16 protein-coding genes, 1 tRNA gene and 1 pseudogene (1 of these 18 running past the window's edge) are annotated in these 15,978 nt (G+C 65.1%); 10 read left to right on the top strand and 8 right to left on the bottom strand.

Going from position 1 to position 15,978, the window contains the following annotated elements:
- Positions 1-88: 88 nt before the first annotated feature.
- The 5 genes and pseudogenes from DB459_RS12645 to DB459_RS27585 all read left to right on the top strand — a co-directional run.
- The gene (locus DB459_RS12645) at positions 89-1,012 is read left to right on the top strand and encodes a DMT family transporter (protein WP_253713194.1); all 924 of its coding nucleotides are present in this window, start codon (positions 89-91) and stop codon (positions 1,010-1,012) included.
- 102 nt (positions 1,013-1,114) lie between these two features.
- Positions 1,115-2,026: a LysR family transcriptional regulator gene (locus DB459_RS12640; protein ID WP_253713193.1), complete on the top strand. Its 912-nt coding sequence runs from the start codon at positions 1,115-1,117 to the stop codon at positions 2,024-2,026.
- 252 nt (positions 2,027-2,278) lie between these two features.
- Positions 2,279-3,484, top strand: a complete 1,206-nt coding sequence (locus DB459_RS12635) for an NAD-dependent formate dehydrogenase (protein ID WP_253713192.1) — start codon at positions 2,279-2,281, stop codon at positions 3,482-3,484.
- A 256-nt stretch (positions 3,485-3,740) separates the two neighbouring features.
- Positions 3,741-4,655, top strand: coding sequence for an HPP family protein (locus DB459_RS12630; protein WP_253713191.1), 915 nt, complete (start codon positions 3,741-3,743; stop codon positions 4,653-4,655).
- 67 nt (positions 4,656-4,722) lie between these two features.
- A pseudogene (locus DB459_RS27585) lies at positions 4,723-4,935 on the top strand (short-chain dehydrogenase); the annotation flags it as partial.
- A 179-nt stretch (positions 4,936-5,114) separates the two neighbouring features.
- Here the strand turns inward: DB459_RS27585 and alkB are convergent.
- Together alkB and DB459_RS12610 are read right to left on the bottom strand one after the other, a co-directional pair.
- Positions 5,115-5,762: a DNA oxidative demethylase AlkB gene (gene alkB / locus DB459_RS12615; protein ID WP_253713544.1), complete on the bottom strand. Its 648-nt coding sequence runs from the start codon at positions 5,760-5,762 to the stop codon at positions 5,115-5,117.
- Between the two features lie 282 nt (positions 5,763-6,044).
- Positions 6,045-6,121: transfer RNA gene (locus DB459_RS12610), tRNA-Met, on the bottom strand.
- 323 nt (positions 6,122-6,444) lie between these two features.
- Here DB459_RS12610 and DB459_RS12605 point away from each other — a divergent pair.
- Positions 6,445-7,227, top strand: coding sequence for an SDR family oxidoreductase (locus DB459_RS12605; RefSeq protein WP_253713190.1), 783 nt, complete (start codon positions 6,445-6,447; stop codon positions 7,225-7,227).
- Positions 7,228-7,341: 114 nt separating this feature from the next.
- Here the strand turns inward: DB459_RS12605 and DB459_RS12600 are convergent, their stop codons facing one another.
- The gene (locus tag DB459_RS12600) at positions 7,342-7,761 is read right to left on the bottom strand and encodes a DUF3775 domain-containing protein (protein ID WP_253713189.1); all 420 of its coding nucleotides are present in this window, start codon (positions 7,759-7,761) and stop codon (positions 7,342-7,344) included.
- 193 nt (positions 7,762-7,954) lie between these two features.
- Here DB459_RS12600 and DB459_RS12595 point away from each other — a divergent pair, with 193 nt between their 5' ends.
- The 4 genes from DB459_RS12595 (at position 7,955) to DB459_RS12580 (ending at position 11,283) form a co-directional block, all read left to right on the top strand.
- Positions 7,955-8,782: an MBL fold metallo-hydrolase gene (locus DB459_RS12595; protein ID WP_253713188.1), complete on the top strand. Its 828-nt coding sequence runs from the start codon at positions 7,955-7,957 to the stop codon at positions 8,780-8,782.
- A gap of 86 nt (positions 8,783-8,868) precedes the next feature.
- Positions 8,869-9,711 (top strand): fumarylacetoacetate hydrolase family protein, encoded by an 843-nt coding sequence (locus tag DB459_RS12590; RefSeq protein ID WP_253713187.1) that lies wholly within the window; start codon positions 8,869-8,871, stop codon positions 9,709-9,711.
- A 113-nt stretch (positions 9,712-9,824) separates the two neighbouring features.
- Positions 9,825-10,442 carry a glutathione S-transferase family protein gene (locus DB459_RS12585; RefSeq protein WP_253713186.1) on the top strand — a complete coding sequence of 206 codons (618 nt, stop codon included), beginning with the start codon at positions 9,825-9,827 and terminating at the stop codon, positions 10,440-10,442.
- A 46-nt stretch (positions 10,443-10,488) separates the two neighbouring features.
- Positions 10,489-11,283, top strand: a complete 795-nt coding sequence (locus DB459_RS12580; RefSeq protein WP_371926981.1) for a transporter substrate-binding domain-containing protein — start codon at positions 10,489-10,491, stop codon at positions 11,281-11,283.
- 270 nt (positions 11,284-11,553) lie between these two features.
- On the opposite strand, the gene DB459_RS12575 is transcribed toward DB459_RS12580, so the two are convergent.
- From DB459_RS12575 to DB459_RS12555, 5 genes are all read right to left on the bottom strand, one after another.
- A complete protein-coding gene (locus DB459_RS12575) occupies positions 11,554-12,429 on the bottom strand; it encodes a helix-turn-helix transcriptional regulator (protein WP_253713184.1) in 876 nt (291 codons plus the stop codon).
- Positions 12,426-12,989, bottom strand: coding sequence for a methylated-DNA--[protein]-cysteine S-methyltransferase (locus DB459_RS12570; protein WP_253713183.1), 564 nt, complete (start codon positions 12,987-12,989; stop codon positions 12,426-12,428). The genes DB459_RS12575 and DB459_RS12570 overlap by 4 nt, the downstream gene beginning before the upstream one ends.
- A gap of 115 nt (positions 12,990-13,104) precedes the next feature.
- Entirely contained in the window at positions 13,105-14,409 is a 1,305-nt protein-coding gene (locus DB459_RS12565; RefSeq protein WP_253713182.1) for a M20/M25/M40 family metallo-hydrolase, read from the bottom strand.
- Positions 14,410-14,744: 335 nt separating this feature from the next.
- Positions 14,745-15,691 (bottom strand): IS630 family transposase gene (locus DB459_RS12560; RefSeq protein WP_253706644.1). Its coding sequence is split into 2 segments (ribosomal slippage): positions 14,745-15,352 and positions 15,352-15,691, totalling 948 coding nucleotides; the frame shifts between segments, so codons are not numbered across the junction.
- Positions 15,692-15,961: 270 nt separating this feature from the next.
- Positions 15,962-15,978, bottom strand: the end of a protein-coding gene (locus DB459_RS12555; RefSeq protein WP_253713181.1) for a hypothetical protein. It continues 553 nt past the right edge of the window; 17 of the gene's 570 nt are visible here — the last part of the coding sequence; its start codon lies off the right edge, out of view; its stop codon occupies positions 15,962-15,964.

Genomic DNA, 15,978 nt, shown 5'->3' with positions numbered 1-15,978 from the left:
TATCCATACAGTTCACCTGAATTGTATTGGAGTGTGACTGGTCGCGCCAGGGCGCGCGCTTCAAGCTCCGGTGCGAAAGCGAGGCGGCATGCGACAGACCGGAGCCGGGTGGGGCAGCGGCCTCCTCGGCGTGATCATCTTCAGCGGATCGCTGCCGGCGACACGGGCGGCGGTCGGCGGCTTCTCGCCGCTGTTCCTGACCTCGGCCCGCGCGGTGATCGCGGCCCTTCTCGGATCGGCGCTGCTGCTGGCGCTTCGCCAAGCGCGGCCGATGCCCCGCGATCTCGCCCCGCTCGTGATCACCGCGCTGGGCGTCGTCGTCGGCTTCCCGCTGCTCACCGCGCTGGCGCTCCAGCACATCAGCTCGGCGCATTCCATCGTCTTCATCGGCCTGCTGCCGCTGGCCACCGCCATCTTCGCCGTCCTGCGCGGCGGCGAGCGGCCCAAGCCCAGGTTCTGGCTGTTCGCCGGCCTCGGCAGCGCGACCGTCGCGGGGTTCGCCTTGTCGGGCGGCGGCGCGGCCGCGGTCTCCGGCGACCTGTTGATGATCGCGGCCATCCTGCTCTGCGGCCTCGGCTACGCCGAAGGCGCGAAGCTGTCGCGGCGGCTCGGCGGCTGGCAGGTGATTTCCTGGGCACTCGTCATCGCGCTGCCGATGATGGCAGCGGTGGCGCTCGTCACCCTGCCGGATTCATGGCAGGGGATCGACGGCGGCGCGTGGCTCGGGCTCGCCTATGTCTCGGTCTTCAGCATGCTGGTCGGCTTCGTGTTCTGGTATCGCGGCCTTGCGCTCGGCGGCATCGCCCGCGTCGGACAGCTGCAGCTGCTCCAGCCCTTCTTCGGCCTCGCCCTCGCAGCGCTGCTGCTCGGCGAACCCGTCTCCTGGACCATGATCGCCGCGGCCGCGCTCGTCGTCCTCTGCGTCGCCGGCGCTACTGGTCGTCGTAGTGGTCCTTCGATTCCAACATTCGCAAACCACGCCAGTCCAAAAGGCATGCAAATGTTGGAATAGGCGTTTCGCCAGAAGAGGCACGCGCGCAGGATCGTCCCGCTTGGGAAACCGGGCTGATATCGATATATATATTTTAATATAACGATATCCGGAGGACCGCCCGTGCTGATCCGCCACCTGAGCTATTTTGTCGCCCTCGCCGATGCCAGGCATTTCGCCCGTGCCGCCGAAATCTGCAACGTCACCCAGCCGGCCCTGTCGGCGGCGATCCGGAAGCTGGAGGACGACCTCAATGCGACGCTGATCGTGCGCGGCCACCGATACCAGGGCCTGACGCCGGACGGCGAGCGGGCGCTGCAATGGGGCCGGCAGATCCTGTCCGACTATCAGAACCTGAAGAAAGGCCTCGGCAGCGCCAGGGCGGGCTTGAACGGCGCTCTTCGCCTCGGGGTCATTCCGGCGGCGATGCCGGGCGTCGCCCTGATCTCCGAACGCTTCACCCGCATCAATCCGCTGGCGACGATCGACATCCGCTCCATGACCTCGCGGGCGATCCAGCTGGCGCTCGAGACCTACCAGATCGACGGCGGGCTGACCTATCTGGAAAACGAACCGCTCGAACACGTCCGCCGCCACCTGCTCTATCGCGAGCATTACGTCTTCGCCTGTACCTGCGGCCATCCGCTGGCCGCCCGACCCTCCATCGACTGGGCCGAGGCGCTCGCCGAGCCCCTGTGCCTGCTCAACGAAAACATGCAGAACCGGCGCATCCTCAACGCCATCGCCGCGTCGCTGGGGCTGCCCGTCGCAAGTCCGGTCATCAGCGATTCATTCCTGGCCGTGCTCGCCCATGTCAGCTCCGGACGCTGGTGCAGCATCCTGCCGCACACGTTTTCCCGTCTGCTCGGCTCCGCACCGGATCTGCGCACGATCGAACTCGTCAACCCGATCGAGACGCAGGCGATCGGCCTCGTCCTGCTCGACCGTCTGCCGCAATCCCCCATGGCCGCCGCCTTGCTGGACGCGGTGGGCAGTGGCGACGGCGTTGCCGGGCCGATCGAACCGCCCGCTTGATCAAGGCCGTTTATCAATCGTTCAAAACAATCGATTTGCCCACGCCATGCGCCCACGGACATTCTCGTCGGCGCGACAGCAAGGGTCCTGTCAGGACCTTCAGCAGAATGGGAAACGCTCCGAGACATCACCGCGCCGGCCGGAGGGCCGGCTTGGGATGAACTCCCCCGATCGTCGGGGACAGCTGCGGACAGGACGCTGTCTGCGGGAGCGCTTCCTGCTGCCCAACACAACGAACGGAGGAAGCGTTTCATGGCGAAAGTTGTCTGTGTGCTCTACGACGATCCGATCGACGGATACCCGAAATCCTATGCCCGGGACGGTCTGCCCAAGATCGAGCGCTATCCCGGCGGCCAGACCCTGCCGACGCCGAAGGCCATCGATTTCGTTCCCGGCGCGCTGCTCGGCAGCGTCTCGGGCGAACTGGGCCTGCGCCAATATCTCGAGTCCCGCGGCCACACCCTGGTGGTTACGTCGGACAAGGATGGCCCCGACAGCGTCCTCGAGCGCGAGCTGGTCGATGCCGACGTCATCATCTCCCAGCCGTTCTGGCCCGCCTATCTGACGGCGGAACGCATCGCCAAGGCGAAGAAGCTCAAGCTCGCTTTGACCGCCGGTATCGGCTCCGACCACGTCGATCTTCAGGCCGCGATCGAGCGCGGCATCACGGTCGCGGAAGTCACCTACTGCAATTCGATCAGCGTCGCCGAGCACGTGGTGATGATGATCCTCGGCCTCGTCCGCAACTACATCCCGTCCTACCAGTGGGTGATCAAGGGCGGCTGGAACATCGCCGATTGCGTCGCCCGCTCCTACGACGTCGAAGGCATGCATGTCGGCACCGTCGCCGCCGGCCGCATCGGCCTCGCCGTGCTGCGGCGGCTGAAGCCGTTCGACATGCATCTGCACTATTACGACCGCCACCGCCTGCCGGAAACGGTGGAGAAGGAGCTGAACCTCACCTGGCATCCGACGGTCGAGGACATGGTCAAGGTCTGCGACGTGGTGACGATCAACTGCCCGCTGCATCCGGAGACCGAGCATCTGTTCGACGAGAAGATGCTCGCCGGAATGAAGCGCGGCGCCTATATCGTGAATACGGCGCGCGGCAAGATCTGCGATCGCGACGCCATCGTTCGGGCGCTCGAGAGCGGCCACTTGGCGGGCTATGCCGGCGACGTCTGGTTCCCGCAGCCGGCGCCGCAGGATCATCCCTGGCGCACCATGCCTCATCACGGCATGACGCCGCACATCTCGGGCACCTCGCTTTCGGCGCAGGCACGCTATGCGGCAGGCACGCGCGAGATCCTCGAATGCTTCTTCGAGGGCCGGCCGATCCGCGACGAATATCTCATCGTCGACGGCGGCCAGCTCGCCGGCACCGGCGCCCATTCCTACAGCGCCGGCAACGCCACCGGCGGGTCGGAAGAGGCCGCCAAATTCCGGAAGCGGGCATAGCAAATCCGCAATCGTCGTCGCCCGCGCAAGCGAGGTCTTGCAGAAGTGAGATCACTCGTCATGGCCGGGCTCGTCCAGGCTTGTCCCGGCCATGCACGTCTTTCTCTGCTGAAAAGCTGCAAAGGCGTGAATGCCCGGCACAAGGCCGCACAGGGCCGGGCATGACCAGAAAACGATCTTGCAGATCCCTCGCGCAGGCGGGCGACGACAACCGAGTCAGGCGGAGATTTTCCGAAGTTTCACAAGGATGCCGCGCATGAGCGGAGAGCTGTCCGATCCCCCGGGCGCGCTAGCCGAAAGCCCCTGGCGCGCCGCCTGGTCATCGGCAAGGCCGCAGCTATTTCCCGCCCTGCTTGCCGGCCTGGGCGGCTTCGTCGCAATCTTTCTGCTGGCGCTTGTCGGCGCATCGCTGCAACTCGCCCTGATCATCGCCCCCTTCGGCGCCACCGCGGTGCTGCTCTTCGCCCTGCCCGACAGCCCCCTCGCCCAACCCCGCAACGTGATCGGCGGCCATCTGATTTCGGCGACAATCGGCCTCGGCTGCTTCTCGCTGCTCGGCCACCAGCCGTTGTCGCTGGCGCTCGGCGTCGGCCTCGCCATCGCCGCCATGCGGCTGACCCGCACGCTGCATCCGCCCGCAGGCGCCGACCCACTGGTCGCCATCACCATTGGCGCGTCGTGGAGCTTTCTGCTTCTTCCCGTACTAGCCGGGACAGTTGCGCTGGTCGCCATCAGCACGGCGTTTCGCCGCACGATAGGATCTGCGTCGACAGCGATTGTCGGGGCGGCCATCAGGCGATATGCGTCTCCCACGGAGGCGCCGATGACTACTTTCCGCACCATCAATCTGTTTTCCTACGGAACCCTGCAGCTGGAGAGTGTCCAGCTGTCTTCGTTTGGTCGGCTGTTGGAAGGACAAGGCGACGCCATGCCCGGCTTCCGCCAGGAGATGCTGGAGATCACCGACCCCGAGGTCATTCGCACCAGCGGCGAGCGCTTTCACCCGGTGGTGATGCCGTCCGACAATCCGTCCGACGCCGTCGAGGGCCAGGTGTTTCGCATCACGCCGCAGGAGCTGGACGCAGCCGACCGATACGAAGTGTCGGACTACAAGCGGATCGAAGTGACACTGAGATCGGGGCTCAAGGCCTTCGTCTACGTCAAGGCGTGAACACATCGGGGTGACAGAACTCCTGACTCGCCGGCAAGTGCCGCCTCGGCGTCGAAGGAGAATCAACATGGGATCAGCCGCACTGACGGGAAAAGTGGCCTTGGTGGCAGGCGCGACACGCGGCGCCGGTCGTGGCATTGCGATCGAGCTGGGCGCGCAAGGCGCGGCTGTCTATGTGACCGGGAGAACGCGGCGGACTGGCACAGGCCTATGGCTTCACGGATATCGACGGCTCCCGGCCGAACGCCTGGCGCTATCTCATCGAAGTGCAGGAGGCCGGCAAACCGGCCGATGCCAGCGGTTATCGGTAGAAGCGAAGCAGGTGCGCCTCATTCGCTCTCGACGCCGACGTCGCCGACCATCAAAGCAGCGACTCCAGACTTATGGTGAGCGGCCCGGTCTGGGATGGCATCGCATCGGTCATGTTTCGGCAGTGGTCGTGACGCCATAAGATCACCGCTACAGCGCCCGGCGGAAGGTCAGATTGATCCGCATCGGGCCGATTTTCGGATGATCTCCCGCCTTGAGCGTCGAGATGCCGTGATAGCAGAGGCGTGACGGACCACCCCAAACGGCGACATCGCCGTGGCGAAGGAGATATTTCCTGATCGGATCGATCCGCTTCGGCCCGCCGAACTGAAAACTCGCCGGCAGACCAAGTGAAACCGACACGATCGGACAGGCCATATCCCGCTCATTCCTGTCCTGGTGCAGCGACAGCCGTGCACCGGGCAGGTAGCGGTTGATCAGGCAGGCATCCGGAACGAAGGTATCGTAACCGCCATCGGCCGCAGCCTCGATGGCAAGACGACGGAAAACCTGGGGCATGTCCGGCCACGGCTTGCCGGTTTCCGGATCGGTGCTGTCGTAGCGATAACCGCTGCGATCCGACACCCACCCGCCCGCACCGCAATTGGTCATGGCGACCGACATGACGCCACCCGGCGTTGTCATGTGGCGAAACGGCGCGTCTTGTGCGACGGCAGCGAGAGCTGCGAGAAGTTCGTCTTCGACGCCCAAGGCGACACCGCGCATGAGGACGGCGCCGGCCGTGATGTTCTCGCGTCTCGGCAGTGCATGTTCGTCATCAGCAAACAGGTCACGCATCATCACTTGCAGCCTATCCCGATGTTCATTCCCCGTAATCAGGATTGCCTAGCCACCTTGCCGCACAGACCGAGCCGAAACGACCCGTTTCCTGCCACCTCGTCCATCCCCGAACGCTCGCCACGATTCTCGCAATTCTCGCCTTCCGCGACCGGACGCTCAAAGAAATCGCAGCTGTAGCGCGACTAATGGCGAGGATCGGCGATGTCCGGCCGGCATTCGAGCGGCTGCGCTCGAAAAGCAAACGGCCCGCCGGAAGGGCGGGCCGTTCGCGATCAAAGTTGGTTGCGGGGATAGGATTTGAACCTATGACCTTCAGGTTATGAGCCTGACGAGCTACCGGGCTGCTCCACCCCGCGTTAAACCGTTGCATGCCTTCACGGAGAAGAAAGGGCTCGCGGCCTGGATGTTCCAGGACGCCGTCACCTGTCCGGTGCTCCGAAGAAGGCGCCCGGGGCCGAAGCGGCCCGCGGTTGCGAGGGCTATGTACCAACGTCACCCCGCTTTGGAAAGGGGCCATGACGATCTTTTTCATGATTTTATGACGATCCGGTACGAATCGCCAAGCCATTGAGAAATCGTCAATTTTCTCCCCCGCTTGCAGATCTGGGAAAAACGTGAAGCATGGCGGCGCGCGGGAGGCGCCGCCCCCGCCCTCAGCCAAGAAGACGGAGCAAAAACAATGGATCTCGGGATCAAGGGCCGGCGCGCGCTGGTCTGCGCCGCGAGCAAGGGTCTCGGCCGAGCCTGCGCCGTGGCGCTCGCCAACGAAGGCGTTCACGTCACCCTGGTGGCACGCGGCGTCGAGGCGCTGGAAGCGACCGCGGCGGAGATCCGCAAGGCCAATCCCGGCGTCGAGGTGACCACGGTGGCCGCCGATATCACCACGCCGGAGGGCCGCGAGGCCGCGCTCAAGGTCTGCCCCCAGCCGGACATCCTGATCAACAATGCCGGCGGCCCGCCGCCCGGCGATTTTCGCAACTGGACGCGGGACGACTGGATCAAGGCGCTCGACGCCAACATGCTGACGCCGATCGAGCTGATCAAGGCGACGGTCGACCCGATGATCGCGCGCAAGTTCGGCCGTGTCGTCAACATCACCTCCGCCGCAGTGAAGGCGCCGATCGACGTGCTCGGGCTCTCCAACGGCGCCCGCACCGGCCTTACCGGCTTCGTCGCCGGCCTGTCGCGCAAGACGGTGAAGCACAACGTCACCATCAACGCGCTGCTGCCGGGTCCCTTCGACACCGACCGATTGCGCACGGTAAGCGCCGGCCAGGCCAAGGCCGCCGGCGTCCCGGTGGAGGAGGTTTTGGGCAAGCGCGCCGCGGAAAATCCGGCCGGACGCTTCGGCGATCCGGAGGAATTCGGCGCCGCCTGCGCTTTCCTGTGCAGCGCCAAGGCCGGCTACATCACCGGGCAGAACATCCTGCTCGACGGCGGCGCCTTCCCGGGAACGCTGTAACCGAGTCCTCAGCCGCCACGCCCTCTCTCGCCGGCACGGCTTACTTGGTCACCCGCTTAAAGCGGGTGATGAGGCCAGAAGATGCGGCGAGCCGATGCGCGCGTCGGCAGAGTGCTACTCGCTCACCGGGGTAATGCGCTCCAGATCGGCGAAGGAAATACCGAAGCCCTCGAGCCCATCGGCGAGCAGATCGCCGAGCAGCGGCTCGCCCAGGAGATAATGCGCGGTGCGGCCATTGCTCTGGCGCAGGGCCTCGGCCCGCAGCTCGTCCCATTCCTCGATGGTGCCGTCGCCGCGGCCGAGCCGCATCAGGGTGACGAGATCGGCCTGCTCATCTTCGGTGAGCGCGCCGATGAAGCCGGCGATCTCCCTCACCACCGGGTCGTCGCCGTCGTCTTCCAGCACATCGATCATGTCGTCGTCGGCACCGTTGGAACCGCTGTCGGCATCGGTGACGGCCTCCTTGGCGTCGAACTCGCGCGCCTTGAGGATCAGGAAGGCGACCTTGTCGGGCGAAATCGCCAGTTCAGGCATGGGGCTCTCCGTCATCTGCCAATCGGTGGATCGGAACGCACCAACAACGTTCCAGGAATGAAACCGATCCGTGGGAATGGAACGCCCGCGCATTTTGCATGTGCGCCATGACGGAATTGCGGAAGAGCGCCCCAACCTTGCCCGGAAGCGGTGCCCTGCGCCATGCTGCGGCCGACGGGCGGAGGGGCAACGCATGCAATGGACGGCAGGACGGGTGAGGGTGACGCGAATCGTCGAGCTGGAGTCCCTCGGCGGCACCCGTTTCATCCTGCCGCAGGCCAGCCGCGAGGAGGTCCAGGCGCTCCCGTGGCTGGAGCCGGATTTCGCCGATGGCGAGGGCCGGATGAAGATGACCATCCATGCCCTGGTGGTGGAAACCCCGAACCGGCGCATCCTGATCGATAGCGGGCTCGGCAACGACAAACAGGATCGCTCGATTCCGGCCTGGAACAATCTCGCGACGCCGTTCCTCGAGCGCCTCGCCGAGGCCGGCTATCCGGCCGAGAGCATCGATACAGTGGTCTGCACCCATCTCCATGTCGATCATGTCGGCTGGAATACACGCCTCGTCGAGGGACGCTGGCTGCCGACCTTCCCCGCCGCCCGTTATCTGTTCGGCCGCGCCGAATACGACCACTGGGCGGCCAAGCCGCCGGCGCATTTCGTCGACTCCGTCGCGCCGGTGATGGCGGCGGGGCAAGGCGCGCTCTACGACGCTGACAGCCGCATCGCCGACGTGATCAGCCTGATCCCGACCCCTGGACACAGCCCCGGCCATTTCAGCCTGCTGATCAGCTCCCAGGGCGAAAGCCTGCTGTTGGCGGGTGATGCAGCGCACCATCCCATTCAACTGGCCCATCTCGACTGGTGCTCCACCGCGGATTTCGACACCGGCCAGGCGATCCGCAGCCGGCTGATGCTGGCCGAGCGCTTCGCCGGCAGTGACACGCGGGTGATCGGCGGTCATTTCGCCGGCGGCCGGATCGTGCGCGACGGCGCCGCCTTCCGCCTCGCCATGTAGTGGAGTGGCATTCCGGCTGCAGCGGTTGATCTTTGCCGCCACCTGCTTCAAACACTCGCTGAAGGATACAAAGGGAGAAGACGCCTATGAAACTCGTCCGCTTCGGCGCCGTCGGCCATGAGAAGCCCGGCCTACTGGACAGCGCCGGCCAGATCCGCGACCTGTCGGCCCATGTGAAGGACATCAACGGCGAGACGCTGTCGCCGGCTGGGCTGAAGGCGCTGGCCGCGCTCGATCCTTCGAGCCTGCCCCTCGTCTCCGGCAATCCGCGCCATGGCGCGCCAGTCAGCGGAATTTCGAAATTCGTCGCCATCGGCCTGAACTATGCGGACCATGCGGCCGAATCCGGCATGCCGATCCCGGCGGAGCCGGTCTTCTTCCTCAAGGCCAACACCTGCCTGTGCGGTCCCAACGATCCGACGGAAAAGCCGCGCGGCTCGACCAAACTCGACTGGGAGGTGGAACTCGCCGCCGTGATCGGCACCCGCGCCCGCTATGTCAGCGAGGCCGAGGCGCTCAACCATGTGGCCGGCTACGCCATCTGCAACGACGTCTCCGAGCGTAACTTCCAGCTCGAGCGCGGCGGCACCTGGACCAAGGGCAAGTCGCACGACACGTTCGGCCCGATCGGCCCCTGGCTCGTCACCAGGGACGAGATCGCCGACGTGCAGAAGCTCGGCATGTGGCTCGACGTCAATGGCGAGCGCCGCCAGACCGGCAACACCTCCACCATGATCTTCACGATGGCCAAGTGCGTGGCCTACGTCTCGCAATTCATGACGCTGCTGCCCGGCGACATCATCACGACCGGCACGCCGCCCGGCGTCGGCGCTGGCATGAAGCCGCCGAAATTCCTCAATGTCGGCGACGTGGTGACGCTGGGCATCGAGGGGCTCGGCAGCCAGCGCCAGGAAGTCGTCGCGGCTTAAAGGGCAATGACATCAAGAGCCGGTGCATGGCGGAGTGAATCCGACATTCGCGCCCCGCTGGCACCGGCCTTTTCATTTGCAACATCTGCATCTGCAAGATCGTGAGACGCGTCATGAAGCTGACTTACTCCGCCGCCTCGCCGTTCGCCCGCAAGGTCAGGATCGCCGCTATCGAACTCGGCCTGATTGACCGCATCGAATTGCTGCCGGCGAGCATGAGCCCGACCCAGGCGAATGCCGACTATGCCGGCAAGATCAATCCGCTGCGCAAATTGCCGGCGCTGATCCTCGACGACGGCAGCGTGGTGGTGGATTCGCTCACCATCGTCGATTATCTCGACGATCTCGCCGGCGGCGGCAAGCTCGTTCCGGCCTCCGGACCGGCGCGGTGGCTGGTGCGCAGCGAGCATTCGATGATCCAGGGCATGCTCGATGCCATGCTGCTGTGCCGCTACGAGACGGCGCTGCGGCCGGAGGCGCTGCGCTGGCAGGCCTGGTATGACGACCAGTGGGATCGCGCCTGGCAGGGGTTCAAACTGTTCGACGCACGGCGCGAGGTGTTCGGACGTCCGCTCGACATCACCCAGATCGCCCTCGTCTGCGCGCTCGATTATGCCGACCTGCGCTTTGCCAGCTGCGGCTGGCGCGACGCCTTCCCCAATCTGAAGGCCTTCCACGACGCCATGATGCTCCGCCCGTCGGTGCATGACACCGCGCCGCCGAAGCCCTGAGCCGGGAGAGAGACGGATGCGACGCATTCTACCCGCGGTGCTCATGATGGCCACGCTGTCGGCCGCGACCGCGGCGCCGGCCGAGGCACCTGCTTCGGCGGCTTCATCGGCATCGGGGCAGGTCGCCGCAGCGCCCTCGCGGCTCGACGCCATTCTCGCCCGCGGCACGCTGCGCGTCGGCCTCACCGGCGATTACCGCCCGTTCGGCTTTCGCCCGGACGCAAGCACACCATTCGAGGGCTTCGATGTCGATATGGCCAACGCGCTTGGCCAGGCGCTCGGGGTCAAGGTGGAATTCGTGCCGACGAACTGGCCGACCCTCGCCAAGGACTTCGAGGCGGACGCCTTCGACATGGCCGCAGGCGGCGTCTCGATCACCCTCGATCGGCAGAAGAAAGGCCTATTCTCGACGCCGATTATGCGCGAAGGCAAGACGCCGATCGCGCGCTGCGGCGACGTTGCGAAATACCAGAGCGTCGCCGACATCGACCAGCCGCAGACGCGGGTGATCGTCAATCCGGGCGGCACCAACGAGCGCTTCGCCCGGGCCAATATCAAGCAGGCGCCGATCGAGGTCTTTCGCGACAACGTCACCATCTTCGATCAGATCGCATCCGGCCACGCCGACGTCATGATGACCGACGCCTCGGAGACGCGCTATCAGCAGAAGCTGCATCCGGGCGTGCTCTGCGCTGTGCATCCGGACAAGCCATTCGACTTCGCCGAAAAGGCCTATTGGCTGCAACGCGACATCGCCCTCCAGGCCTTCGTCGACCAGTGGCTGCACATCATGATCGAAACCGGCAAGTTCAAGACGATCTACGACAAGTGGTTCAATTGAAAGGGCGCGGCTAGACGGCATCTCGTCGGCCCGCGCGGCCTCACCTCTTAGTTGTCATCGCCTGCGAAAGCAGGCGATCCGGTACGCCGTGCCGTTGGTTGTCATGGACGGCGTCAGTCGCGCGACCGCCCAGCCCTCCTCCGAGCGCTCTGGGATACTAGTGTGGCGTCTCGCAATTGCCTATGCCCTTTGCGGCAAGCCCCTGTAGGCAATTGCGAGACGCCACACTAGATGCGCCACGCCTCGCGCGGCTTGGACATTCTTGCGGCGCTACTGCCGGAAGATCGCCGCGTCGAAGCCTTCGAAGCCTGCAACTTCGAGACTCGCAGCAATGGCGGCGCGGTCGCCCCGCGCCAGCGCGCGGAAGCCGCTCGGCGACACCCCGGCGGCGCGCCGGAAGCTGCGCACGAAATTCGACAGATCGCCGAAACCGACATCATAGGCGATGTCGGTGATGGCGCGCTCCTCGTCGGCGAGCAGGCGGGCCGCGTGGCGCAGGCGCGCGCGCACCAGGTATTGATGCGGACTGACGCCGAGCACCTTCGAGAACAGCCTCAAGAAATGAAACGGGCTGAGCGATGCCCGGGCGGCGGCACACTCGAGATCGATCGCCTGATCGGAACAGGCATCGAGCCAGAGCGCGATCTCGACCATGCGATTGCGCTCCGCCGCACGCGGCGTGCCGACGGCATGCGACGAGGCGCCGGCGAGGCGAGCAAACCGTGCAGCGAGAAGAAGGCCTGCCTCGGCAAGATCGATGTCGCTGCGCCCCTCGGCGGCAGCCTGGGCAAGCTCGCCCGCCACCATGGTGGCCGCGAGCGGCGGCAGTGCCGAGGCCTGCCAGAGTTCGACGCCGGCGGCGACGGCATCGACGAGTTCGGGCACGAACTGAAAGCTCAGGCACTCGTCGCCGCAGGCGTGGTGCTCATGGCTGCAGACATATTCGTCGCCCGGGCGACCGATCAGAACAGCACCGGCAACGAGATCGTGGTGGCGACCGCGCGCGCTGCACGCGAAACTGCCACGCCGGACGTAGGACAGGGAAAAACCGCCATGGACTTCGGCAAAGGGAACATCGTCCGGGCCACGATTGCAGCGGTGGTCATGGACGGTCACTGCACCGGCGCGCAATTGCGTCGCGATCATTGGCCCGCCTCCTGCCGCGGCAGATCGAACAGCGACGGCGTATGGTTCACGTAGGCGCCTTCGATCGCCAGCATGCGCAGCTTGGTCGCGGTGCCGCCGCTGGCCGAAAAGCCGCCGGGCCTGGCGCCGGCCGCCAGCACCCGATGACAGGGCACGACGATCGGAAATGGATTCTGGCCGAGAGCCTGACCGACCTGACGCGACAGCGCCACGTCGCCGAGACGGCGGGCGATATCACCATAGGTAAGAGTCTCTCCCGGCGGAATGGCGCGGGCGATCGCGTAGACCTTGCGGTTGAAGTCAGGCACATCGGTCATATCGAGGGCAATGTCGTCGAGGCCGCGCGCTTCACCGGCCAGCAGCGCGATCATGGCCGCAATCGCCGCAGCGACATGCGGCGGCGGCGCGCATTCCTCCAGTTCGCCGCAACGCTGGGCGAGGCGCGTGCGGGTCTGCCCCTCATTCGGCTGCGGCAGTTGCACCGCAATCAGACCGCCCTCGCCCCAGGCAACGCCGCAGCGCCCGACGGCGGTGTCGAACAGCGAATAGCCATTGGTCATGATGCCTGATCCTATCATGCTGAAATTTTGGTTCACATGGAGAATCTTGCGCCAAAGCCTGGCATCGCCGGCGCAGCTGACCACCCGAAAACGGACGAACGCCGGAACGGAACCCTTACTTGCGCCGGGCAAGCACCGGCGCGGTCGCACCGTCGAGCCCGGTCAGCGCCAGCACCAGGACCAGTGCATTCTGTGGGCCAAGCCAGGCTCTGGCCGGCTTGTACCATTCGTTGCGCGAATGCCAGTTACCGCCCTCTCCACCGCCGCCGATGGTTATAGCGGGGATGCCAAGCGACATTGGCACGTTGGAATCGGTGCTGGCGCCGGACAAGCCGACGCGCGCCGCCCCGGTCAGGGCCCTGGCCGAGCGCTGCGCCACCTCGACGAGAGGCGAATCGGCCGGGGTCTCGCCGGCGGGCCGATCGCCGATCAGCTTGACCTCTACGGTCATCTTGTCGGTGTCCCAGCGCCGGTTCTCGTCGGCGACGGCTTCGTGCACGAGCCCGAGCAGGCGCTGCTCCAGCTTCAGCAATTCCTCAGTGGAGTTCGAGCGCATGTCGACGGTCATGCGGGCCTCGGCTGCGATGGCATTGACCGACGTGCCGCCAGACACCGTGCCGACCGTGAAGGTGGTCCTCGGCTCTGCGGGAACCCGCAGTTCGGCAATCTTCGCGGCGGCCCGACCGAGGGCGTGAGCGGCGCTCGGCAATCCGAATTCCTGAAAGCTGTGTCCACCGGGACCACGAAAGACCATCTCGTATCGATGGCTGCCGGTGCCGCGATTGATGATCCGGGTGAGACCGAGGCCGTCGATCGATACGAAGCCGTCGATCTCCGGGTAATCGCGGAACAGCGCCTTCATGCCCCGGAGATTGCCGAGCTCCTCCTCGCCGACATCGGCGACGAACAGCACGTCGCCGACGGTGGACAGCTCCGCCGTCTTGATCGCCTGCATGACCGACAGCAGCGCGGCAAGGCCACGCGAATCATCGCCGATGCCCGGTGCATTGAGAACCCCATCGTTCTCGCGAACCGTGACATCGGTGCCTTCGGGAAACACCGTGTCCTGGTGGGCGGCGATGACGAGCATCGGCCCGCCGCCGCTCCCCTTGAGGCGCGCCAGCACATTGCCTTCGCTGTCCATGCTGGCGTCGGCAAAGCCGACTTCCTTGAACCGCGACAACAGATAAACGCCGCGCGCCGCCTCCTTGAAGGGCGGCGCCGGAATCTCGGTCAGCCTGCGCTGTTCAGCCAGGGTTCGCGCATCATCAGCCTTGATGGCCTCGAGGGCGCGGGCCACCCGCGGATCCGCCAACACCTGGTTGACGGCAGCTTCCGCCATGCCTTCGGCCAGCGCCGGCAACGGTGCTGTCGCCGTCAATGCCAGCAGACCCAGCAGTGCCACGCCTGACCTCGTCATCATGCTCTCCCTTTTGCCCATGCGGCGCAAAGGATGCTGATCATGACGCACCGTGACAAGCGGCGAGCTTGCTGCCGAAACGGCTTTTCACACTCGCGGCCGGCTCGGATCGGCATCCGACCGCTAGAGCGTTTTGTTCGCGCGAACCGGTATCCACTTCGCGAGAAAACGCTCTAGTGTCCCGGTTCTAACGTTCGTATTCCCTTGCAGCGAGCACTCATACGAACGTTACAACCAACGGGACACTAGTGTGGCGTCTCGCAATTGCCTATGCCCTTCGCGGCAAGCCCCTGTAGGCAATTGCGAGACATAAGCCGCACTAGAGCAGACTCCGATCAAGGTGGATCATATCCGCATGCGGCGAAGTAGTTTGCGCATTGGGCGGGCTTGAAGATGTCGGCGCAGGTTTCGAGGGCGCGCATCAGGGCGGCGACAGTTCGCTCGGCGATTTTGCGCAAATGCGCTTTCAGCTTGGAAAACGCCTTCTCGATCGGGTTCATGTCGGGGCTATAGGGCGGGAGGTAGAGCAGCTCGGCGCCCGCGGCCTCGATCAACTCCTTGACCCGCGGCCCCTTGTGGGCGGACAGATTGTCCATGACGACAACGTCGCCTTTCGTGAGGGTAGGAACGAGGCAGTGTTCCACCCAGTCCTCGAACAGGGCGGCGGTGATCGGACGATCATAGGTCTTCGCCGCCACGAGCCCGCGAAGGCGGATGCCGGCGACGAGCGTGACCGTCTTGTAATGGCCGTGCGGCACGCCGACGCGCAGCCGCCGCCCACGCCGGCAACGCCCGCCTTTGCGCGCCAAATTGGTCGAGGCGCCCGTTTCGTCGATGAAGACGAGCTTCTCGGGATCGAGATCGAGCTGTCGCTCGAACCATTCGAGGCGTTGCTTCAGGACGTCCGGCCGCTGCTGCTCCGAGGCGTGTGCGGTCTTTTTTTAAACGTGACGCCATGACGGTCGAAGAAGCGCCACAGCACGGAACTCGAAAAATGCTCGCCGCAATTCCTGATCAGACGTTCCTGGATCTCCAGCAGGGTGACGTCCGGCGTGCGCCGGATCAGACCCATCAGATAGCCGTGATGGGCTTCGATGCGGCCGGAGCGGCGATCGCCTCCAGTCGGCTTCGGCGACATTTCTCCCGTCGTCTCGAATTGCTTGACCCAGCGCACGGCGCTCGCAATGCTGACTTCGAAACGCTTCGCCGCCGCATTGCGCGACAGCCCGCCCGAGACGACAGCCTCCACCACTCGTTTGCGAAGATCGTCGGAAAGCGCCATTCCAGCCGCCTCCATTCTGCGGCAGGAATCATGAATCAGATGTCAGCCGATTCGGGAATCCTGATTCGATTCACATCGCTCGGAGCCTGCTCTAGCTTTTTGATTTTGCTAGTGTCCTGATGTCTCCGAATGACCGTGCGAGGGTCAGGCAAATGAAGCGGTAATTCGGAGACGGGACACTAGCATGATTATGATTCTAGTGCAGTTTTGGATCTGACGCTCGTATGAAGAGCTTGCTGCAATACTGATACGAGCGTCAGGTCCACCGCACTAGTCCTCCTGAAGGG

The sequence above is a fragment of the Bradyrhizobium sp. WD16 genome, assembly GCF_024181725.1.
In the GTDB taxonomy this organism is placed as follows: domain Bacteria; phylum Pseudomonadota; class Alphaproteobacteria; order Rhizobiales; family Xanthobacteraceae; genus Bradyrhizobium_A.
The sequence above is the reverse complement of the archived record's forward strand: the minus strand, read 5'-3'. Positions and strand labels throughout refer to the sequence as shown.